This window comes from Enterovibrio gelatinilyticus, assembly GCF_028683095.1.
Taxonomy (GTDB): domain Bacteria; phylum Pseudomonadota; class Gammaproteobacteria; order Enterobacterales; family Vibrionaceae; genus Enterovibrio; species Enterovibrio gelatinilyticus.
In genome coordinates this window covers 18,053-40,022 of sequence record NZ_JAJUBC010000017.1, presented here as the reverse complement: position 1 = coordinate 40,022, position 21,970 = coordinate 18,053, and the positions used below count along the sequence as shown (strand labels likewise).

The 21,970-nt window shown below is 48.2% G+C and carries 19 protein-coding genes; 6 read left to right on the top strand and 13 right to left on the bottom strand.

The genetic code is table 11. The annotated features are described in order from the left end of the window. Nucleotide 1: 1 nt before the first annotated feature. Nucleotides 2–3,115: a hypothetical protein gene (locus LRP50_RS15085; RefSeq protein ID WP_274165286.1), complete on the bottom strand. Its 3,114-nt coding sequence runs from the start codon at nucleotides 3,113–3,115 to the stop codon at nucleotides 2–4. Between the two features lie 230 nt (nucleotides 3,116–3,345). Then, a complete protein-coding gene (locus LRP50_RS15080) occupies nucleotides 3,346–4,293 on the bottom strand; it encodes a LysR family transcriptional regulator (RefSeq protein ID WP_274165285.1) in 948 nt (315 codons plus the stop codon). Nucleotides 4,294–4,441: 148 nt separating this feature from the next. Between LRP50_RS15080 and LRP50_RS15075 the strand changes: the two genes are divergently transcribed. Together LRP50_RS15075 and LRP50_RS15070 are read left to right on the top strand one after the other, a co-directional pair. Then, nucleotides 4,442–5,254, top strand: coding sequence for an enoyl-CoA hydratase/isomerase family protein (locus LRP50_RS15075; protein ID WP_274165284.1), 813 nt, complete (start codon nucleotides 4,442–4,444; stop codon nucleotides 5,252–5,254). Between the two features lie 319 nt (nucleotides 5,255–5,573). After that, nucleotides 5,574–5,735: a hypothetical protein gene (locus LRP50_RS15070; protein ID WP_274165283.1), complete on the top strand. Its 162-nt coding sequence runs from the start codon at nucleotides 5,574–5,576 to the stop codon at nucleotides 5,733–5,735. Nucleotides 5,736–5,874: 139 nt separating this feature from the next. On the opposite strand, the gene LRP50_RS15065 is transcribed toward LRP50_RS15070, so the two are convergent. The 11 genes from LRP50_RS15065 to LRP50_RS15015 form a co-directional block, all read right to left on the bottom strand. Further along, nucleotides 5,875–6,258, bottom strand: coding sequence for a DUF2541 family protein (locus LRP50_RS15065; protein WP_274165282.1), 384 nt, complete (start codon nucleotides 6,256–6,258; stop codon nucleotides 5,875–5,877). A 140-nt stretch (nucleotides 6,259–6,398) separates the two neighbouring features. Next, the gene (locus LRP50_RS15060) at nucleotides 6,399–6,869 is read right to left on the bottom strand and encodes an ASCH domain-containing protein (protein ID WP_274165281.1); all 471 of its coding nucleotides are present in this window, start codon (nucleotides 6,867–6,869) and stop codon (nucleotides 6,399–6,401) included. Nucleotides 6,870–7,106: 237 nt separating this feature from the next. Next, nucleotides 7,107–7,655, bottom strand: a complete 549-nt coding sequence (locus LRP50_RS15055) for a hypothetical protein (protein ID WP_274165280.1) — start codon at nucleotides 7,653–7,655, stop codon at nucleotides 7,107–7,109. A 42-nt stretch (nucleotides 7,656–7,697) separates the two neighbouring features. Next, on the bottom strand, nucleotides 7,698–8,618 hold the full coding sequence (locus LRP50_RS15050; RefSeq protein WP_274165279.1) for a 5-oxoprolinase subunit C family protein: 921 nt from the start codon (nucleotides 8,616–8,618) through the stop codon (nucleotides 7,698–7,700). Beyond that, a complete protein-coding gene (gene pxpB / locus LRP50_RS15045; RefSeq protein ID WP_274165278.1) occupies nucleotides 8,608–9,303 on the bottom strand; it encodes a 5-oxoprolinase subunit PxpB in 696 nt (231 codons plus the stop codon). The genes LRP50_RS15050 and pxpB overlap by 11 nt, the downstream gene beginning before the upstream one ends. Beyond that, entirely contained in the window at nucleotides 9,290–10,030 is a 741-nt protein-coding gene (locus LRP50_RS15040; protein WP_274165277.1) for a 5-oxoprolinase subunit PxpA, read from the bottom strand. Before LRP50_RS15040 ends, pxpB begins: the two co-directional genes overlap by 14 nt. A gap of 45 nt (nucleotides 10,031–10,075) precedes the next feature. Continuing rightward, nucleotides 10,076–11,386, bottom strand: coding sequence for a TRAP transporter large permease (locus LRP50_RS15035; protein ID WP_274165276.1), 1,311 nt, complete (start codon nucleotides 11,384–11,386; stop codon nucleotides 10,076–10,078). Then, nucleotides 11,386–11,922 (bottom strand): TRAP transporter small permease, encoded by a 537-nt coding sequence (locus tag LRP50_RS15030; protein ID WP_274165275.1) that lies wholly within the window; start codon nucleotides 11,920–11,922, stop codon nucleotides 11,386–11,388. Before LRP50_RS15030 ends, LRP50_RS15035 begins: the two co-directional genes overlap by 1 nt. A 124-nt stretch (nucleotides 11,923–12,046) precedes the next feature. Beyond that, nucleotides 12,047–13,027: a TRAP transporter substrate-binding protein gene (locus LRP50_RS15025; protein WP_274165274.1), complete on the bottom strand. Its 981-nt coding sequence runs from the start codon at nucleotides 13,025–13,027 to the stop codon at nucleotides 12,047–12,049. 27 nt (nucleotides 13,028–13,054) lie between these two features. After that, complete coding sequence (locus LRP50_RS15020; RefSeq protein WP_274165351.1) at nucleotides 13,055–13,882, bottom strand: putative hydro-lyase; 828 nt, start codon at nucleotides 13,880–13,882, stop codon at nucleotides 13,055–13,057. Nucleotides 13,883–13,988: 106 nt separating this feature from the next. Continuing rightward, on the bottom strand, nucleotides 13,989–14,909 hold the full coding sequence (locus tag LRP50_RS15015) for a LysR family transcriptional regulator (RefSeq protein ID WP_274165273.1): 921 nt from the start codon (nucleotides 14,907–14,909) through the stop codon (nucleotides 13,989–13,991). A gap of 423 nt (nucleotides 14,910–15,332) precedes the next feature. Between LRP50_RS15015 and LRP50_RS15010 the strand changes: the two genes are divergently transcribed. The 4 genes from LRP50_RS15010 (at nucleotide 15,333) to ptsP (ending at nucleotide 21,944) form a co-directional block, all read left to right on the top strand. Beyond that, a complete protein-coding gene (locus LRP50_RS15010) occupies nucleotides 15,333–16,541 on the top strand; it encodes a NupC/NupG family nucleoside CNT transporter (protein WP_274165272.1) in 1,209 nt (402 codons plus the stop codon). 272 nt (nucleotides 16,542–16,813) lie between these two features. Continuing rightward, entirely contained in the window at nucleotides 16,814–18,922 is a 2,109-nt protein-coding gene (locus tag LRP50_RS15005) for a HAMP domain-containing methyl-accepting chemotaxis protein (protein WP_274165271.1), read from the top strand. A gap of 239 nt (nucleotides 18,923–19,161) precedes the next feature. After that, nucleotides 19,162–19,458 (top strand): PTS fructose transporter subunit IIB, encoded by a 297-nt coding sequence (locus tag LRP50_RS15000; RefSeq protein WP_274165270.1) that lies wholly within the window; start codon nucleotides 19,162–19,164, stop codon nucleotides 19,456–19,458. 5 nt (nucleotides 19,459–19,463) lie between these two features. After that, nucleotides 19,464–21,944: a phosphoenolpyruvate--protein phosphotransferase gene (ptsP, locus tag LRP50_RS14995; RefSeq protein WP_274165269.1), complete on the top strand. Its 2,481-nt coding sequence runs from the start codon at nucleotides 19,464–19,466 to the stop codon at nucleotides 21,942–21,944. Nucleotides 21,945–21,970 lie beyond the last annotated feature (26 nt).

The window sequence follows — 21,970 nt, the reverse complement described above, 5'->3', positions numbered from 1 at the left end:
TTTATTTCGCAACCTCGCTTAACGTCGTGTTTCGAAGGCTTTTGAGTGCAACGGGCAATGCGAGATCGCTGTGCGATTTTTTCAGGCTCAACATCAATTTGATGTATTCCGCTTTGTCTTTTTGTACCGATGTCAGTGATAAGCGAGTCAGCATTTGGCACAGCATTTCTCGAATCGCATCAGAGTTGTCCGCGTGTGCTTTGAGAAAGCGGATCACGTTGTCTTTTGCAGGACGGCCGGTATTTGCTCGAGATAGCACTGATACAAAATACGGCTGCAACGCGAGAATGGCCGTTTCATTGTTCGCAGCGTGTTGTGGCAACAGCTGACTGACAAACAGCTCCACATTTGCAGCAGGGTGTTGGCTCAACTGCAATAGGTATTGCTCTGCATCGCCTTGGTCGAAATGGGTTTGCACCAGTTCTCGTCCAAATCTCTGCACAGGTTCGACAACGCTGTCACAGACTGCGACAATTTGGTCGGGTGTCCAGCGATCTCGTGACAGCGTCTCGCGACAGAACGTGAAGGCAAATGCTTGTGTATCTGGCCATTCGCTTTCCATGATGGGAACAATGCAGTCCATCTGAACAATGAGCGCTTCGGGCGTATCATCAAAATACGTGCGGGCTTTCTCACGCAACGACAGTGTTGGGCTGTTCAGCAACGCGAGCCACTTATCGGCAGAGAAGGCGTCGTGTGATACTTGCTTGTCGAACTGCTCGGACGCAAGGGTGTGCACCACTTCAGAACGTGCGGTTGCCAAGAGCCAAAGTGCCTCTGAATCTTCTCGTAACCTGTCTGCACCATGCACACGAAGGAAATCGGACAATGTGTGCTGCAATGCATCATCAAGTTTGTGCCCGTGCAGCAAAGCGACGATGTGTTTGAAAATCGCCTTCTGGTTTTCCGCGTGACTGGCGTTATAAGACGCACCTTGCATGGTTTGCTCAAGCACGCTCAAGATGGCGCGCTGATCGGTGTCACTGCTTTTCGTTAACATCTCGAGCAGAAAATCGAGCTTGCTTGCTAGCTCATCGCTATCGAGTTTTTTCAGCAACGCGAGGTTGAACGCGTGAATATCTTGATCATCCGATGCACGGATTGTCTCCAACACGGCATCCGACATTTGGTGATAAGCGATCGGCATGGCATCCAAAAGCTTGCACCCGAACAGCGAAAGACGCGGAGATGTTGAAAGAATCAACGCGTCTATCGTGGAGAGATCACGGTAGGTTTTCGTGAGTACATCGTGACACTGTGTCATCAGCCAATCAAAGACCTGAATGGCGTGATCTTTCGACGCAAAATCCTTTTTGCTCGCCACAGAAATTACCGTTGTCAGCAACTCGGTTTTGTCGACAAACGTGAATTTCGCTTTTTGTTCTGGGGTGTTGAGCCACGCGACCACGTTGGTATGGCTAGCAAGCTGGGTGCTTGGGTCGATACAAAGTGCGTACGACAGGGCGACGAGGAAGTCGTTGAAATCACGCTTTTGCCCAAGCAAGGTTAAACCAAGGCTCGCAGGCGCAGCTAAACCACTGTCGAACAGGGTAACGAGTATGTCGTTCGTGACAGCTTGATTCGCTAAGAGGTGTTTCAATCTCTCCGAGGCAAAGTCCTGTGAGCGCTTAAATGGCTTGGTAAATAGCGTCAGCACAGCATCAAGGGACAGAGTTTCTAGAAACTCGGTATTGTCTTCCAGTGCACGAATCGCAAAATCTGAAATGGGTTCGCATTCCGTGTCGCTAGCAATGCGGAGCAAGCTGTCGGGCGCATTATCCCATAGCTCAGGAAATGCTTCTCCGCGCCCCTCAAAGGACACGTCTGGGTCGAATCGCCATATGCCCCGCCGATTTTTTGAATAGGCTGGGTTGTTAGCGCGAAGCAAGGTGTTCAACGAAGAACAGTGTGCGAATTCGTCATAATGATGCGTTGCGATGAGTTGTCGTCGCCAATTATCATCCCATCGATAGTGTGGAGTGCTTCGGGCGCGTTTGGCTTGTTCCCCGCTGTATTGCAGCAGTGTGGATTCGGCCAATGCAATGAAATGTGCATTTTGAGTTATGCCAAGGTGTTTAAGCACACGGGCGTAGCGCGCCACAAAATAGCGATGGGTTTTCTGGGAATGAGCCAACCGTGCGGTGCTTGATGCCAGTTCTTCTTCCACGTTAAGGCGACCGTGCTCGTTGTAGAGCACGTCCCACTCTCTCGTAAAGTGTGGCTTACTTTGTTCTAAGCGAACGTTCAGCGCCGCGAGTACGGCAGCATCCGTCCGAAATTCGCTCATCTTGAGCATGTATCGCATGCCGTGAAATGCACCTGGCACAAAAGGCAGGCTAGGCAATAGCTGAAGTAACGTCTGGTGCATGTCGGCATCAACGCGGGCTTGCAAGTAAGCCGCTTTTAACAACGTGCCGATGGGGTAACTGGTCGCACGCCGAGTGTCAGTATTGTTGAATTGTTCGACGGCATTTTTGAGCGTATCTGCTGTGATGTCTTCTTGATGCGTGCGCAACGATTCAAACGCGCTTTTACGCGCCTGTTCAGGCGTTAGGGCGAGAACAACTTCGACCGCTAAACTCGCCAGCGTGTTGTTGGCGTGCGTTAAATAGGGTGTAACACTATCAATGTTCTCTTCATTTCCCACACGGCCTAGTGACCACAGCAGGGTGTATTCGTGCAGATCATCTTTCTGTCCGAGAAGGGTAACAATCAGTGCAGCCGCTTCAGGGTTGCGTTCAGGTGGCAATCGCCAAATTTGACGTGCACGGGCATCGGCGTTCTTTTCATGTCGAATGCGATCAAGCAAAGATGCCGAACTGCCTGAGGTGGACACCCTTTTTGAGGGCTGAGATGGCGATGATACGGCATCCACATAGCCCTTGTTGGTTTTGGACACGACGACAGATGCAAAGAGCTTCTCGGCTTTCTCCAAAGAGACAGGCACAGGCGTTTTTGTGCCTTCACGCAGGCTCGCCCCTCGTCGACCATAGCGAAAGTTAACGAGGTATCTCTCGTTTTCATTTGTGTTCGTCGTGTCTACTAAATCAACGTCGTAGACCTTGTCTGACTTTCCTTCCTGAAAACTCAGACGAGATGTTTTTATCAGCCTCATTTCCCTGTCTCATTCGACTCAGCAAGTTGACAACACCGTACCACATCAAAACGGTCAGTTAATCAGGAAAGCCGTTGAATTCCAGAGAAATCACAAAGATGGGAATAGATGGGAGTATGTGCAACATGCCATGGGCATTCATGCGGATTGGGTGTGAGGATCAGGGTTTGAAAACCAATACGTTTTCTAGGCACGCAGCCTGAACTAGACAATAAAAGCCGCGTGATCAACTAGGTTCGGGCATACAAGGTGTCGAAATGAGGGATGTTGCTCTCCCACACGGGAACGTCTTCGCCAACAACGGTTTTTAAAGTATCAATGAACAACTTGGTTTTGATTGGGGCATCTCGGTGCGGGTAAACGGCATAGAAAGTGCCAAAGTCGTCGAGTTTAAGGTGCGTCATGATCGGGACGAGCTGTCCGTCTAATACTTCACCTTCAATCATTTGAGCAGTGACAACCGCCAGCATGTTGCCGGAAAGCGCCGCTTTTTTAATGATTTCAACGTCATTCACTTTGTAGGCGACGTTAAGTTTCAAGTGCTGGCTTTCTTGCTGGTCATCTAGGTAACTAAACTGATCCAGAAGCAGTCCAGGGGCAGCATACACAGCAGCAGGCAGTGCTTCTAACTCTGCGACCGTTTTGATTTCGCCATGCTGTGTAATAAACGATGGAGAGGCGACGATCAGCAATCTATCTCGTGCGATTTTCCGTGTGACGAGGCTAGAGTTCTTCGGTTTCCCGATGCGAATGCCAATATCAAATCCTTCTCCGACGATGTCGACCAACCGATCTTCTAGGCGCAGCTCAATGTCTACCTCGGGGTAGTTTTTCTGAAATGTAGCAATGGCTTTTTGCACATATTGTCTACCGAACAAGCTTGTGCTGGAAATCCGCAAAACACCCTTAGGTTCGGCGTGATAATTCTGCGCCAAGTGATACGTCTCATTTAATAACAAACGTAAAGCTCGCGCTTGGTTCATCATTTCTTGTCCCGCTGCGGTTAAGGAGAGCGAACGTGTTGAGCGATTTAACAAACGCACACCAAGTTCACTCTCTAGGCGGCTGATGTGTTTGGAAATCACTGAACGGTCAACGTTTCGTTGTTCAGCGACGTTAGTGAACGAACCCAGATCAATCACATCAAGCAACAGCAATAATCGACTCGAAAAATCCATGCAAAACCTTTGGTGCAAATTTGGCAACAATAATGTGCCAATTTGAGCATTTTTAATCACAGGAGACAAATCTATAGTGACACCACATTGAGAGCATCTACTTATTCAAAGCGCAGACAAAGCGCATTTATCCAAACGAGGAAGACCCATGAACACGATTGCGATAACTCATGAAAACGGCGTGGCAACTGTTACTATCAACAATCCCCCAGTGAATGTTTTGACGATTGATTTAATCAACGAAATCAACGCATACGTGCTTTCACTTAAAGATGATCGTGAAACGAAAATTGTGGTGTTTAAATCGCTTCATGAGCGCTTTTTTCTAGCGCATTTGGATTTGCATGTCATCAATGGCACGCAAGGTGGGCAAGCAGCCTCCATTGAATTCAACCACATGATCGCCAATATCAAGGCAATGAAACAGCTGTCTGTCGCAGTAGTGGATGGTGTTGCTCGTGGGGGCGGTAACGAATTTGTGATGGCATGTGATTTAGCCTATGGCACTGAAAACGCGGCATTTGCGCAACCTGAAATTCACGTGAACATTCCAACGGGCGGGCAGGGCGCGGTGCAATTTGCGCGACGCATGGGCAAGAACAAAGCCTTACAAGCTCTGCTGTTGGGGAATGATTTTACGGCGCAACAAGCAGAAGCATTGAACATCATTACGCAGTTTGTGCCAAAAGCGGAATTAGACACTTTCTTGGCGGCGGCACTGGGCGTGATCAGTACGTTGGAAGTGCGCGACATCGTGATGTACAAAGAGATTGTTCATACCTCTATCGTCGATGAAAACGCAGGGGCGGAATTGGAATTGCGCTATTTCCTAGAACGCGCCAAAGAAAACAAGACGCAAGCGATCATCAACGCCTTCATCAAGCACGGCGGTCAAACAGAGCGTGAAGCGAAAGACATTCAAGGCATCTTTGTTGATACAGCAGCAGAATTAGCGAAATAAATCAGAAGCTTAATCCAAGGAGAACGGTCGACAATTTTTTGTTGGCCGTTTTTTGTTTTAAGGGATAGACAGTGATCTCTATATGTTAGTTTCGTTGCAATATGAAAATTGTTTTGCAAGCACGTGAGGAAGTCAAAACGCAGTAATGTGTTTTTTGGATATTACTGATTGATATTAAATAACTATTTTTGTTTTCGTAACCTTGGCCTGTTATATGCATCCGTTCGTATACGGAATATCATCAAGTAAAAAAAGAGACAGAAAAATATAGGATTAAGTCGTTTTCGATTGGAATTGAGAGTGAATTGAGGTGCTATTTATGATCTGTATGAATGAATTTGGTGAGCTATTGCATTGTTACGAAGATAAGCAATGTCCCGTCGAAGGTTCTGTGTATGTTGAATACCTCGATGGTGAAAAGAAAGGCAATTATTACATCGAACTAGAACCTGAATCTCTTGTGGAAGTGTATCTGCACTAGGAGGACCTTAGGCTCTATCGCTTTGCTATATATATTTATAGGGTCTGGATTGGCATTGTTATGAGGGGCATGCGTTGTCGCATCAACGTAAAAAGCAGCAAGCCGTTACCGCTCGCTGCTTTTTTCATTGGTCAGTCGATTACTGACGACCGTAAACGCGAATACCTGCCGATGAGTTCTTCGATTCGCCGAACACTTCCAATTTCTTCACGCAACGCTTATAAGCAAACTTACGCCAATCTGTCGTGTCGTCTTCTTTTATATTGCGGTAAAAGCTGATGGTTTTGGTTTCGCCATTTTTGAAAGTCACTTTTACCTTTCGTAAATACGCATCGCGATCTGCTTTTACTTTGATGGCGTTTACACGACGACATACCAGCAATGGGATGTCTGCGCCGTGCTTACCGTTTTCAAGCAAGATAGTGCGGCCTAGTGTGATTCTTTCTTCGGCATGGGCGTAGCTTGATAGTGTCAGTAAGCCCATTAAAACGCAGATCAGGGAAAGCAGCGTTTTCATATTCATTGTTGTTTATCTCGATCATTTTGTTGGGGAATCGGCAGTTGTGCCGAAAGGCGACGGAGTGTATCGCCAGAGCGAAGATAAACAACAACTTTAGGTTAAAATTTTTCTCGGTTGTGTCAGGATTTCGACACATTTAGGGGTTAATTTAGTGGGTAAACCACTTTGAAGCGCTCTTGTATCAACAGCATCTCTTCACTGGGAGTAATACCTAGCTCTTCGCACTCCAAAGAGAAGAATTTCCAGTGCGCATCTCGCCACCAAGCCAGTGTCTTATCACCTTCTCCTTCTGAGGCTGCAAACTCTGCGGTGACATCTTTATATCGACATTCTGAAACTGACGTGAACTCAATAATACAAACTGGATCGCCAGCCCAATCGGTAACCACTTGTAAGTGCCCAACTTCTGCCATCGGCTCTCCTTCATGGGTGTACCAATATGCCATGCTACAAGATGCTCGTTTTTCGCCACGTAAGATCAAGTCTGCACAAATGTTGGCGTTGTACTCATCTGAACAGAAATAATCGGCACTGAAAGACGTATGCTTTGCTCTGATAGTTTCGGGTAATGTGATGAGGTAGTCATCAAGATATTGTTGGTGTTTTTTGTCCATGTCACCCTCGGTGTTTTAACGCTCGGTCACTCAATTCGCGGTGTTCTCGGTGACAGACGTAAAACTGTAGATCTCAAAACTGTAGATCTCAAACAAATCGGGACTATCACTTTTTTTCAACGTGTCGAATCTTGATATCCAAACCTGCTCCTTTCGAATTGAATATACCCAAACAAATCTCGCCCTTTGGGAGCATCTTGAGGTTGTTTGGGTATGATGCTGACTTGGCGTAAGGCATTAGGTTTCGAGGAAGGCGCGAACGTCATCAAATAAAGGTGAGCTCGGCACTTTCATTCTCACTATGTTGCTTACGCACCATGGGTAAGGTATCTCGCTTAACTCATTAAACAAATGACTCGTACATTGAAATGCGATGACCACCATATGTTCAATAGTGATAGTTAGCTTATCAACGAGAGTGCCATTGTTAGGATCAAAATCCCACCCGTACTTGCCGTATCCGATCTTTAATTGCCCACCGTCTTTTTCGGTCATCGCAACGAGCCATTTGCACGACAAAGAAGACCCTTCCCGTTCAATCGAATCTGAAAGGCAAAAGGTATAAATGTTCTCGTAGTGTTGGTTAAACTGTGTGACTAATACATCCGAAATCGCAGAGACACCTGAGACGTTGGAAGGGAATGAAATGCCGTCCGTATTGACCGCCATGGCGAGTGTTGCCGAGTGGTCAAATACGTGAGGCAATAGGTGAGGCTTATTGTTGTCCTTCGCCGTGATATACCGACTGATTGTTGACAGAAACTGAGAAATATCAGGGGATTCCATTACCGCTTTGTCCTTTTTAAACAACGAATTGGTGAGAGGTTTCTAACCAAATATCACGCGATTGAACAAGCGCCTTTCTACTTCTGCATCAGCAACGTCCATCGGCGAAAAATTCACGGTTTGTCCGGGCCTGCGTTGTGACAATTGACCAGCCCCCAAGCTACTTAAACATCCGATTTTTGGATATCCACCAATGGTTTGGCGATCTTTCATCAAAACGATAGGCTGGCCATCATTAGGAATTTGAATGGCGCCAAAGGCAATGCCTTCTGAAATGATACCGTCGAGACTGCTTTTGATCGGCGCACCCGAGAGCCGGTAGCCCATGCGATCGATATTCTGGCTTACTTCATAGGCACTGGTGAAAAAGGTCATTTGAGCATCATGCGAAAACGCAGCGTTTTGATAGGCTGGCATCACACCCAGTTCCAGCGGGGCGTCGTAGTCCGGTATGGTCCATTTGGGCGCGCGTTGGTCAATCACGTCTGAACAGACGTGAAAACGCAAAACATCGCCTTGTTTCAATGGGTCACCATTACCATGTAACCCGCCAATTTTTTCTCTCTTAACGGTCGCGCAACTGCCGAGTTTGTTGACGCATTCAAAGCCATTTTTCACGGCCAAATAGGCGCGTAATCCCTGCTTTGGTGTGTCAAACTCGATGGTGTCTCCTTGCTTAACGGCATAGGTACACCAATTGCGAACTGGCTTGTCATTAATTCGTGCTGAAAGATCTGCGCCTGTAATGGCAATGCATGTAGCCGCATTGACCTTGAGCTTCAGTTGCCCAAAGGTAATTTCGAGTTGATTGGTGTCGGGGGTATTCCCGAGTAAGCGATTCGCCCAATAGTAGGCATGTTCGTCCATCGGGCCACCGGAGGTGATGCCCAAGTGCTGAAAGCCTTGGCGTCCACTGTCTTGCAGCAGGGTCAACATTCCCGGATTAATCACCTCAAAGCTCATCGAACACTCCGCCTAGTTTGATGTATGTTTCTTTGTCTATAGGGCAAAATTTGACGCGATTCCCTACGTTAACGCGTGCCAACGTCTCGCTATCCCAATCCAGCATATCAAGAGGGGTGCGACCGATGATCTGCCAACCTCCCGGCGTACTGCTGGGGTATATCGCCGTTTGGCTATCGGCAAGGCCAACGCTACCTGTCGGCACTTTTAACCGCGGCGTTGACTTTCGAGGCATAATTATCGCGTCGTTCAAACTGCCGAGATAAGCAAAGCCGGGGCTAAATCCAATCGCATAAACGCGGTATTCTCGCTCGCTGTGAAGTTTAATCACTGCGTCGGCATCCAAACCCGTTTTCGTGCAAACATCCGTCAAGTCGAGCGCGACATCCTCACCGTAATAAACGGGAATTTCGACCAACACATTGTCGCTGTTATCCGTCTCAGTATTCGCCTGCGTTGAAAGTGCGAATTTGATGCGTTTAATGATGTCGAACCGATCGGTTTGGGCTAAATCAAAACTCACCAGTATCGAGTTATAAGACGGAATGATATCGGTGATGAGCGCGCCCAAAGCTTGTCGGATCTGGAAGATCGCATGATTGACGTCTGCGGCGATAGCTTCATCAATCTTGTCACCGAAATACACAATCAATGTTTGTTCATTGACTGCCTCAATTCTTACCATTAGTCCTCCACAACCCTAATGCTTGTGCCACAGCGGAGGCATGAGGGCCATCGCCATGAATGCAAAGCGTGTCAGCCTCGACCTTCAATGTTTTGCCGCTTAGCGTCGTGACTGTGCCTTGTTCAGTGATTTGCTGAACTTGGCGTAAAATCGCGTCAGCGCTGCCGTGAACAGCACCGCCTATGCGGCGGTTTACTAAGAACCCGGCATCGTCGTAAGCGCGATCAGAAAAGGCTTCGAACAGTAGTTCGATTCCTATTTCATTCGCCAGTTTGTTCAGAGGGTCACGATGTGGGATCGCCATCACCACTAACGGGCAACCAGGTGCGGTGTCTTTGACGGCTTGCATGACCGTTCGCAGCACCTGTTCGTCTTTCATCATGGTGTTGTATAGCGCGCCATGAGGTTTGACATAATCAATAATGGCTCGCTGTTGGCGGCATATGCCCTGCAAAGCGCCTATTTGGTAACCTAGCCAGGCGTATAGTTCGTCGTTTGTACAATCAAACTGGCGACGCCCAAACCCCAGTAGGTCGGGGTAGCTGGGATGAGCACCAATCGATACGCCATGCTGTTGTGCCAGCGCCACAGTGTTTCGCATGATCACCGGGTCTGAGGCATGAAAGCCACAGGCGATGCTTGCCATGTCTATACATGGCATGACGTCTGCGTCGTTACCCATGGTCCAAGCACCAAAGCTCTCACCCATGTCACAATTTAATTTCATCTTAAAAGATCCCTCCGCCTGCTTTTTGTCTGTCAATCGCTTGCGTTACCGTTGACTCATGGTGGTAGGCAAATAGGTCACAATGTCTGGGAACACGCTAATTAACACTAACCCCAATAAGATCAGCATGAAAAATGGAAACGCAGCCCGTGCGACATACAGTATGTTTTTCCCTGTGAGTGCCTGAATAACAAACAAATTGAAACCCACCGGTGGTGTGATTTGAGACAACTCCACCACCAGAACGATAAAGATACCGAACCAAAGCAAATCAATGCCTGCTTGCTGCACCATCGGCATCACAACCGCCACGGTTAACACCACCACGGAAATGCCATCTAAGAAGCAGCCCAAGACCACAAACAAGATGGTGAGGTAAAGCAGTAGCTCAAACGGAGACAGCGACATGGCGGCAATCCACTCTGCCAAAGCGCGAGGAATACCTAGAAAGCCCATTGCCAGTGTGAGGAAGTGAGCACCCACCAGAATAAAGCCAATCATGCAGGCACTTTTCACTGCGCCGAGCAGGCTATCAATGAAGCTTTTGCGTGTGAGAGAACCGGTTAGGGCTGCCAATACCATAGCGCCAAAAACACCAAGAGCAGCAGCTTCAGTTGGGGTGGTAAAACCGCCGTAAATTGAACCGAGCACGAAGCCAATTAAGAGAACAATCGGCATCAGCTTTTTCAGAGATTTGAAACGCACAGACCACGAAATGTCTTCGCTGGTGTGCTGTGGAACACCGTCTTTGTTAAACATTGCCCAAAGGGTGGTGTAGCCCACGAACAGTAACATCAGCATGATGCCGGGTAGTGCGCCTGCGATGAATAAGCGTCCGATAGACACTTCCGCCGCCACGCCGTACACGATCAGGATGATAGAAGGGGGGATCAAAAGCCCTAGCGTGCCAGAGCCTGCCAGTGTGCCAATCGCCATACGTTCGCTGTAGCCTTGCGCTTTCAGTTCGGGTAGCGTCATGCGGCCAATCGTGGCAGCCGTTGCTGCGGATGAGCCGGACACAGCGGCGAAGATGCCACAGCTGAGGACGTTCACGTGCAGCAACTTGCCCGGAAGGCCGCTTAACCAAGGCGCGAGCCCTTTGAAGAGATCTTCCGAGAGGCGTGTCCTGAAGAGTAATTCACCCATCCATATAAACATTGGCAGAGCAGTGAGTGACCAACTGGTGCTTGCACCCCAACTAGAAGAGGCAAACAACAGCCCGATTTGTTCGTTTCCGGTGAGATAAAGTCCAATCACGCCGACGCCGATAAGTGAGAGCGAAACCCATAACCCTGCAGCGAGAAACAGAAGAAGGCTAAGTGCCAAGATAAAGGAAATCAGAGCCATGTCAGTCATTACATGCCCTCCTTGTTGTTGCTAAGGTCGAGAGTCACGTCTTCACCTTCAAGCACTTTGTAATGAGGCGTAATGCCGCGAATGTTTTCGATAAGGCTATCAAGAACTGCAAGGTTGAATGCAATCATGCCGATCGCGACAGGAACTTGCGGGATCCAAAGCGGAATCGGGATGTAGCCGTGAGTCACTTCTTCGAAATCGTGGGATTCCCAAACCATGTATGTGCAGTAATAGCTGGCGAAGCACAGCAGCAGAAAAGCGACGGTTAATACCACTGTTTCCAATGGGTGTTGCCATTTCTCTGGTAATCGTTGAATAGCGAGGTTGACGCGAATATGGCCGCCTTCATGAAAGGTGTAAGCCAAGCCGAAGAAGGTGGAGGCTGCCAATGCATAACCTGAGAAGTCTTCTGCTGATGGCACGATAAAGCCAAGCAGACGACCGATAATTTGGGCAAGGATGATCAGCATGATCACCACAATGAAGAAACCGGACAAGCCGCCCGACAGCATGTACAAGGCTTGCTTAACGCGCATAGTGTTAACCTTTTTTCGAACCGTCCTAAGTGGCCTTCATGCGCGTTGACGAACATGTAAGGCCCCGATTGGTTTGAGCACCCTCCCCAGTCCATTCGGGGAGGGGATTATCCATAGTGAGTGATTACTTACTACGGTAGGCTTCTAGAACAGGCGTGAGAGTTTGTGGAGATTCTGCTTCCCATTCATTGGTCATGGTGACACCAATGGCTTGCAGTTCTTTTAGCAGTTGCTCTGAAGGTTGAGAAACCACGATGCCGTTATCAGCAAGGGTTTTGGTGTCTTTCGCTTCTTGGGCAGTGACTTCGTCCCAACCACGTGCTTCCGCTTTCGCTGCCGCATCCAAAATGGCTTTCTGTGAGGCTTTGTCTAAACGTTTGAACGCGCGCTTGTTAATAACGACCACGTTTTTCGGGATCCACGCTTTGATTTCATTGAAGTGGCTTAGGTAATCCCAAGCTTGACCGTTTGCGCCAGTTGATGGCGAGGTGATCATCGCGTCGATAATGCCGGTGCTGAATGCTTGTGGAATATCAGGTACTTGCACTGTGGTCGGTGTGGTATTCATCAGATCAGCCAGGCGAGATGTCGATGGGCTGTAGGCGCGCATTTTTGTGCCTTCAATGTCAGCAAGCGAATTTACAGCAGCCTTGGTGTAAAGACTTTGCGCCGGCCATGGCACCGTGTAGAGCAGCATCATGCCTTCTTTGTTTAGTTGCTTTTCAATTTCAGGCTTCGCCGCTTCCCATAAGGCTCGAGCTTGCTCGTAATTGGTCGCAAGGAAAGGAATGTTGTCATGTTTGAATATCGGATCCGTGTTGCCCATGATGCCAATAAACACTTCGCCCAATTGAACTTGCCCTGTACGCACAGCGCGAGGGATCTCAGGGTGCTTCATGAGTGATGCGCCAGAGTGAACTTTGATATCCACGTCACCGCCTGTGGATGCTTTCACGTTTTCGGCAAAATCATAGGCAATTTTTGTTGGCAGGTTTGCATCACCATAAGGGGTTGGCATATGCCACTGGGCGGCAAAAGAGGTAGGCATCATTAATGCCGAGAATGACACAACCGCTGCGGGTAGTAGGGTTTTCAACAACTTCATTGGAAGTCTCCTTTTCACATGTGTTCGTTAAAAAATCGAAAGGGTGTCGTTACTTATATCCGTCACAATCATCTTCCCTGGCGAGTGAGTGATGGCGATAGGTGGGCAGGCATTGGCGATGGCAAGTTGGGGAGTCACACCACATGCCCAAAAAACAGGAATTTCATCATCGTGGATTGGCACAGCGTCACCAAAATCAGGTTGAGAAAGATCGTGAATACCAATCATTTCCGGATGACCGATGTGCACCGGTGCACCGTGAGATTTGGGATAGCGAGAGGTGATTTGTATTGCCCGAATGGCGTCCGCAGGCTTAAAGGGGCGCATGGAAACCACCATGTTGCCGCTGAAATACTGGCTAGGGTTCATCTCGATATTGGTGCGATACATAGAGACATTGGCGTTGCAATCAATGTTACGAAGGGAAAGACCTGCGCGCATGAGTGGGTCTTCAAATGAAAATGAACAGCCCAGCACGAAGGTCACCATGTCAGTGCGCCATAAATCACTAATATCATTTGTTTCTTCGGAGAGTTCGCCGTGGCGAAAAATGCGGTATTCCGGAACATCTGAGCGAATGTCAATGTCGTCGCCTAGGGTATCTAATATGGGTTTACCAGGCGCTGATACTGCCAGCAAAGGGCAAGCAACGGGATTCTGTTGGCAGAACATCAAGAAATCATCAGCCCAGCTTTTAGGCAAAATCACGACATTGCCTTGCGCCAGACCGGGCGCGAATCCGCTGGTGGAGCTAGTGAATTGTCCACTCCTCGCCAACTGACGTAGTTCACGTGCTTGTGTTAATGCCGCTTCGTGATGATTGGTAATAATCGACGTGTCATATCCTGCGTTCATTGGGGCTGTCATCCTGTTACCCTGCATGTCATTCGTGTTAACTAAATGTTGCAGCTTAGTGTCATCTCGTCCAATTATAGTTTTTTACCTTTTCCGATAAATTATTTTAATCAGGACTGTGAACCAACGAATGAGCCAAGGTATGAGAATGTGCGGAAGCCACCTCCATGGCTAATTTTGCGGCTTCGTCAGATGCACTGTTAAAAGGCGCGCGCAGGTATGAGGCCGTGAAGCCGAGTGGAGATGGCGCCCATTCGCAGGACACAGCACGTAAACGACCACTTTCAATTTCAGGTGCAGCAATGGTGCTGGGGAGTGTGGCTACACCCAAACCATCTACGGTCATACGCAAGCATGCAGACAACGAACTTGAAGTAAAAAATCGCACATTGTTGGTGTCGGCGTGATCAAAGTGCTGTTTGATTTCGCCAAACGGCTGGGTGTTTCGGGCATAGGTAATGATCGGCCACTTAGCCAGATCAGCCGCGGCTAATGCATGTTCGGGTAAGGCGAGATTTGGATTGGCAACCCACTGCAAAGGATAGCGGCAAAGGGGCAAATTGGTGACAGAAGGCTCGGAGACAGGGCCCATCAGAAAGGCGAGATCTAACGTTCTATCGAGCAAATCATGGCGTAGGTTAGATGTCACATCCACGGTAATGTCTATGTCTAAACGAGGAAATTTATTGTTGAAGCGGCGCAGGAATTCCGTCAACCACGTGTGTACCACGGTTTCAGAAATACCTAGGCGCAATGTACCCGTGAACAGTGCGGTATTCTCGGCACGTTTTTGGAATTGTTCTGCAGACATCAGCATTTTTTCAGCAAAAGGCAGCAATTCACGCCCTTTTTGCGTGAGTGAAATAGGTGATGCGTCGCGGTCAAACAGCGTCACTCCTAGCTCTTTTTCCAAGCCGGCGATACGAGATGAAATGGCGGGTTGGGTAGTGAATTGCTGCTCGGCGGCTTTACGAAAGCTGCGAAGAGTGGCAACGATAACAAAGGTTTCTATACGTTTCAGGTTCATAGTGACTGCTGGTTACTGTGAGTTATTCAAAAGATAGACCTAAGTGTGTCATCCTATTCGATGGGACAAGCGTGTCATGGTTTACATCACATAGAATGCTGATTGAATCAGGCTTTTCGCCCGCAACCCTCTTGAATGTGTGATGTGGATCCCGTTATACTCCTCGCCCGACTAGAGCGGTCACTGTCTTATTTAGACGGCGACACAAGTCAGCTTTACATTCGACTGCAACATGGACACCCGCCCCACGGAACAGGGCCCAGCGTAACTGTGAGCTTTAATTGGTGTTGATACGCCGCTTCGTGGACGGGAAACTCTTTTTGCAGCAATGCTTTGTATTGCTACACGCCTAATTTGTATGACCTGTTGTACGTTTGCAGCCCAAACGCCTTAAATCCCCAGATACAACTGCAAGGTTATACAATGCAAATTCTTTCAAGTTTGGTCGGTATTCTGGCCCTATTGGCCTGCGCCTATGCGCTTTCTGAAAATCGCAGAAGCATTAATTGGCGAACCGTCATTGGCGCGTTTGGTCTTCAAGCTGCGCTCGCCGCACTTGTTCTTTATGTCCCCGTTGGGCAGTCGATACTGGGATCAATGAGCTCGGGAGTAGCTTCTCTGCTTTCGTTTGCCGATCAAGGCATTGGCTTTGTTTTCGGTGGTTTAGCAACGGGCGATTTCGTTTTCGCCATCCGTGTTCTTCCTCTTATCATTTTCCTTTCTTCTTTGATTTCATTGCTTTATTACCTTGGTGTCATGCAGTGGGTTATCAAGGTCATCGGTGGTGGCATTCAAAAACTACTCGGTACAAGTCGTGCTGAATCGTTAGTTGCGACGAGCAATATCTTCCTGTCCCAAGGTGAATCGCCACTTGTTGTGCGTCCGTTTCTAAACAACATGACGCGCTCAGAACTGTTTGCGGTGATGGTGGGTGGCATGGCATCTGTTGCTGGCTCGGTACTGGGCGGTTATGCAGCGATGGGTGTGGATCTGAAATACCTGATTGCGGCCAGCTTTATGGCAGCGCCTGGTGGCCTGTTGATGGCGAAGATGTTGATACCTGAACGTGAAACACCGTCGAACCAAGAAGACATTTCGTTGAGCAAAAGCGAAGATGCTAACGCCATTGATGCGCTTGCATCAGGTGCCATGAATGGCGTTAAAGTGGCTGTGGCTGTCGGTACGATGTTGATTGCGTTTGTCAGCGTGATTGCCATGATTAATGCGGGCTTCGAGATGGTGGGTAGCTGGTTTGGTGTTGAAGCACTCACGTTGCAAGCGATTTTCGGCTACGTTTTCTCGCCGTTAGCGTTTGTGATTGGCGTGCCAATGAACGAAGCACTGACCGTAGGATCCTTGATTGGTCAAAAAGTGATTCTTAATGAATTTGTCGCGTATCTCGATTTCGCCAATGTAAAAGAAGCACTGTCTGCACACAGCCAAATCATTGTCACGTTTGCCTTATGCGGTTTTGCCAACATTGGTTCGATTGCTATTCAACTGGGTTCAATCGGTGCGATGGCGCCAGAACGACGTCATGATGTTGCCACCATGGGTTTACGTGCCGTGCTAGCCGCGACCTTAGCGAACTTGATGAGTGCAGCGTTGGCAGGGTTGTTTATTTCGCTTTAGTGCACAAAAAGTAATGAAACACAAAGGGACGGCAATCGTCCCTTCTTTAATTCTATTTCTCAATGTTCTCGACACCCTCGTTATTGCCTATCCTGTGTGGTTACTTTGTGGCACCCGATTTCCTTTTCTGGTGTGTTTTGCCATATCTGCCAACAAATATTGATTTTCACACTGCTCATTCTTCGCATTGAACTAGTTTTAAAGGTGTCTCCATTTTAAGAAATTCTGTTTGGAGAATCGACGCGCACACTTTTTTGTTTCAGGAGATACATATGCTCAGCACAATAAGAAGCAAACTTATATTTGGTATTGTACTTTTATTGGTCATGCTATCTATCACGGCAGGCGCAGGTTTGTTTTATGTGTTCAAGCTTGACTTGAGTATTCGAAGTTTGAGTGAAGATGTCACTCCAACCATTGAGAATACTGATGACATGATCGCGTCCCTGTGGGAACGCGGGAAAGTTGCTAATGAAATTATGGCCTCTGAAAGCAAAGACGAAGTGAAAAATCTTTACGATCAATTTCAGCCTCTCAACGACGTTTTCGCGGAATCTTATGATGCACTCAAACCCTTAATCTCTGGCGATGAAGTGCGTATCGCCTCAGAAGCAGTGGCCGCGGATGAGTTACTGAAAAAAAATGTTCAACTCATGTACGAAGCGCATTACGCAGAGTTGGAAGAAGAAGAGAAAGCTAAACGCTTACTGAGTGATTTTGACGATCTAGGTGGGCAACTGATTACTGCACTTGATGAATTCGCAACAGAAAATGAAGCAGAAATGGCGAAAGCCGAAGACAAAGGTGATGAGCTAGCGACCCAGTTAGGCGCGACGGCGAAAGATGTAAATGATGTGTTGGGTGAGCTATTTGAACGCGATTATCCTGTCGTTGAAGCAGCATTAAAACTACAACGATACGTAATAGAAATGCAAGATACGGCCGGTGAATACTTAGCGGAAGAAGACGCAAGTAAACTTCCTTCTATCAGAAATAATTTTGACGAACTGGCGTTGCAAGTGACTTCGTTAATTAAAGTGCTAGAAGAACTCGCAGAGACCGAAGAAGATGCGCAAGATACGATTGATCTGCAGAAAAACTTTGCGAATTGGCAAACGATGGCACTGGAAGATGAGTTGCTGTTTGATACCTATCGCGATCAATTAGAACAAGAAGTCGCGGCGGATAACTACACAGAAGAGCTCGAATCTAATATTACGTTGGCGGATGGTTTTTTAGAGCAGCTCGCTGAGTCTGCCGATGCCATTGCAGATAGTGCAGATGAAAAAGCGGCTGTTGCGGTGACGACGGCTGTGTCTATGGTGGCTGCGATTTGGATTGTGGCACTGGTGTTTGGCGCCATGACAACATTTGTGCTCATTCGAGCAATCATCAAACCCGTCGATGAGTTGCTGAGGCGTCTCAACGATATTGCTCAGGGTGACGGGGACCTGACCCAGCGTGTAGACGAAAGTGGCAAAGATGAAATTGCAGCATTAGGTAAAGCGTTCAATGGTTTTGTGAGTAAAATCCAATCTTTGGTGTCTCAAATCGCGACTGAGTCTGGCTCGTTGAATACCGCGATTGGTGCCATCTCCGAGCTTTCTACAAGAGTTGCAGATAGAGTTGAAGTTCAGAGCGAGGAAGTTGAGTCGGTAGTTAGTTCTATCTATCGAGTCAATGACGCGGCAGACAGCATTTCTTCCAATGCTCAGAATTGCTCGGAAGCGTCTCGTTCAGCAAGTGATGATGGTGAAGCAGCAAGGCAAGTTGTTCAGCAGGCTGTCACCTCCGTTCAAGGTTTGGCGAAGGATATCGACCTGAGCTCATCGGTTATTGACCAACTGAATGTGGAAGTAGCCCGTATCGTTTCTGTGCTTGGTGTAATACGAGACATAGCAGAGCAAACGAATCTGTTGGCCCTGAATGCGGCGATTGAGGCGGCACGAGCGGGTGAGCAAGGTCGAGGCTTTGCCGTGGTGGCAGATGAGGTTCGTACTTTGGCGTCACGCACTCAAAACAGCACCAATGAGATTCAAGGCATGATCGATAGCTTGAAGAAAGGTGCTGATGATGCCGTAGAATCGATGAAACGTTCGAAAACTGGGGGCGAAACAACGGTTGAATATGCGCAAAATGCCGGTGAAGCGTTGGAGCGAATTACACAGGCAATCAACAACCTTAACTTGATGAATGAGGAAATAGCGACAGCAGCGGAAGATCAACGCTCTGTGGTTAATTCAGCGAATTCTAGCGCGAAGAATGTGAAAGAAGTGGTCGAAGAAAGTCGTGTAGCAGCAAAAGATAACCTTAACTATACCCAAAACATGCGTGAATCACTGAGTAAGCTCAGTTCATTGGTGGGTCAATTCCGTGTGTAGAAAAACCGCGTGATTCACACTTTTCTAAAGAATCGAAAGCCCGCATTCGTTGCGGGTTTTTTTGTGCCAGTGAGAGAATTTGAACCGGGCTCTCAACCCGCCTAACTCGCGACGGTGACCCAATTCACACATTGTTTTTCATGCGCGTTTTGTCCAGTAAATGATAGCTATTTCATCTATTTGTCCAGCAAGGAAAGGCATAGCATCAAGCTGTCTGAATCAAACGATAAGTAGAGCACATGAACGTCGTCGCTATCACTGCATGCCATACCGGAATTGCCCACTGTTACATGGCCGCAGATCGCCTCATCGAAGCCGCTAAAGCACTCTCCATCAACATCAAAGTTGAAACCCAAGGCGCGATGGGTATCGAGAACAAGATCTCCAAACGCGAGTTTGATTCTGCAGATTTTATATTGTTGGCCACTGAAATTAGCCCGGCAGAAAGCGATCGTTATGAAGGGAAAAACCCCACCATCGTTTCCGTGCAAGACGCCATCAATAACCCCCTATCTCTTTTGAAAAATTTTAAGTGAACACAATGAAAAAAGAAGTCGCATTTACCTGTGAATTGCCAAACGGTATTCACGCACGTCCTGCAAATCATCTTGAAGCGGTTTGCCGTCAATTTAGCAGCGAGATCACGCTGAAAAACCTGCGTAACGAGAACACAGGTTCAGCAAAAAGCGTGCTGTCGCTGGTGGGTACTGACACCCTACTGAACGACCCGTGTTCATTGATCATCGAAGGTGATGACGCAGAAGCCGCATTTGATGTGCTGGCGACTTACCTGCGTGAAGAATTCCCGCTTTGTGATGAAGAAATCGTAGTGATGGATGAGGGTGATGTAACCCTGCCACAATCACTGATGAACCATAACCCAACCCTTATCCGCGCGAAGCGTCTTTCTGCGGGCATCGCGAAGGGTAAATTGATTCGTTACAACGACATCGAATTGTCAGTGTTCGAGCAAGAAATTGCGTCGCTGAACTTTGAGCAAGCGAAGCAGCAAGTCACTGAAACGCTGATTGATAAAGCAGAGTTGGCAAGCGGCCAAGAAAAAGAAATCATCAAGGCACATCTGGGTATCTTGAACGATGAAACCCTGAATGAAAAAGTGTCGGGTTTTGTGTCAAACGGTGAGTCGCTGGCGAAAGCGATTCTTCTGACCGTTGCAGCAATCACTGAAACCTTGATGCAATCGTCTTCGGCATACCTGAAAGAGCGTGTGCTGGACATTAAAGACATCGCGTTGCAATTGTTGATGACTGCGCACCCACACGTTGAAGTATCAACAGACTTCACTTTAACCGAACCGTCTATCGTGATTGCTAATGACTTAACGCCAAGCCAATTCTTGGGTCTAGATCGTGCATTCTTACAAGGCCTGATCCTGACGCAAGCAGGCTCTACCTCGCACACTGTCATTTTGGCGCGCGCATTCAACATCCCTGCGGTATCTGGCGTTGAAATTGATGCATGTGCGAAGCACGAAGGTGAGACCTTGTTTGTAGATGGCGGCCTTGGCATTGTTGCACTTGCCCCTTCTGAAGCAGTTTCAACCTACTTCGAGCGTGCGATGTGGCTGGCTGAGCAAGTTAAAGCCGCTGAAAGCGAATACCTGAACCTACAAGCGCAAACCAAAGATGGTCACAAGATTGAAATCGCAGCAAACATCGCTTGTACCGTAGAAGCAGAATCCGCATTTGCGAAAGGCGCGGAAGGCATTGGTCTGTTCCGCACTGAAATGCTGTTCATGGATCGCAGCACGGCACCGGATGAAGAAGAACAATTCGGCGCATACAAAGAAGTCTTGGAAGCGGCAGGCGACAAAGCCGTGATTATCCGCACCATGGATATCGGTGGTGACAAGCCGCTGGATTACTTGAACCTGCCACACGAGCACAACCCATTCTTGGGTTACCGCGCGGTGCGTATTTACCCGCAATTCCTGGCGCTGTTCCACACCCAACTTCGTGCGATTTTGCGTGCAGCGCAATACGGTCACACCAAAGTGATGATCCCGATGATTCAAAGCATCGAGGAAATCCGTTGGGTGAAAGCACAACTAGAGATTGTGAAAGCGGAATTGGTGAGCGACAACACCCCATTCGGCGAGATTGAACTGGGTATCATGGTAGAAATTCCATCGGTGGCCTTCATCATGGATCAGTTCTGTAAAGAAGTGGACTTCTTCAGCATTGGCTCTAACGACATGACTCAATACCTGTTGGCGGTTGACCGTGACAACGACAACGTTGCCAAGCTTTACAACAGCCTCGCACCATCGTTCTTGCGTCTACTTCGCGCGGTGGTATCTGGCGCTCAAGCGCACGATAAGTGGGTTGGCCTGTGTGGTGAGCTAGGTGCAAACAAGAAAGTGCTGCCATTGTTGGTGGGCGCTGGCTTGAATGAGCTAAGCATGGCTGCACCAAGCATTGCACCAACCAAAGCGGCTCTTCGCCAGTTCGACAGCGAAGCGTGTAAAGCGCTGTTCAATGAAGCATGTGATTGCGCGACGATTGCCGACGTTGAAGCTTTGCTAGAAGCGTTCGCACAATCTCAAGAAGATAAGCCACTACTAGACGTTGAATGTGTGCTGCTAGATTGCGACTTCAATAGCAAAGAAGAAGCGATTCAAACGCTGGTGGGCAACCTAGGTGTGCGCGGTCGTACTCACTTGGTGAACGAGCTAGAAGCGGATATCTGGGCACGTGAATCTGTGTTCACCACCGGCCTTGGTAATGGCTTTGCAATCCCACACACCAAATCAGACAACATTGCGCATTCGTCTATCTCTATCGCTCGCTTGAACAAGCCTGTGATTTGGAGCGACGACGAAGACGGTGCAGTCGAATTTGTCATCATGCTGACGCTAAATAAAAACCAGGGCGACCAGCACATGCGCATTTTCTCTGGCCTGGCGCGCAAACTTATCCACGAATCTTTCCGCAACACCCTAAAAACAATGACGACGGAAGCTGAAATCATCAGCTACCTGCAGTCTGAGCTCTCTCTGTAATACCCAATTACGATTTCAGGTGCTGC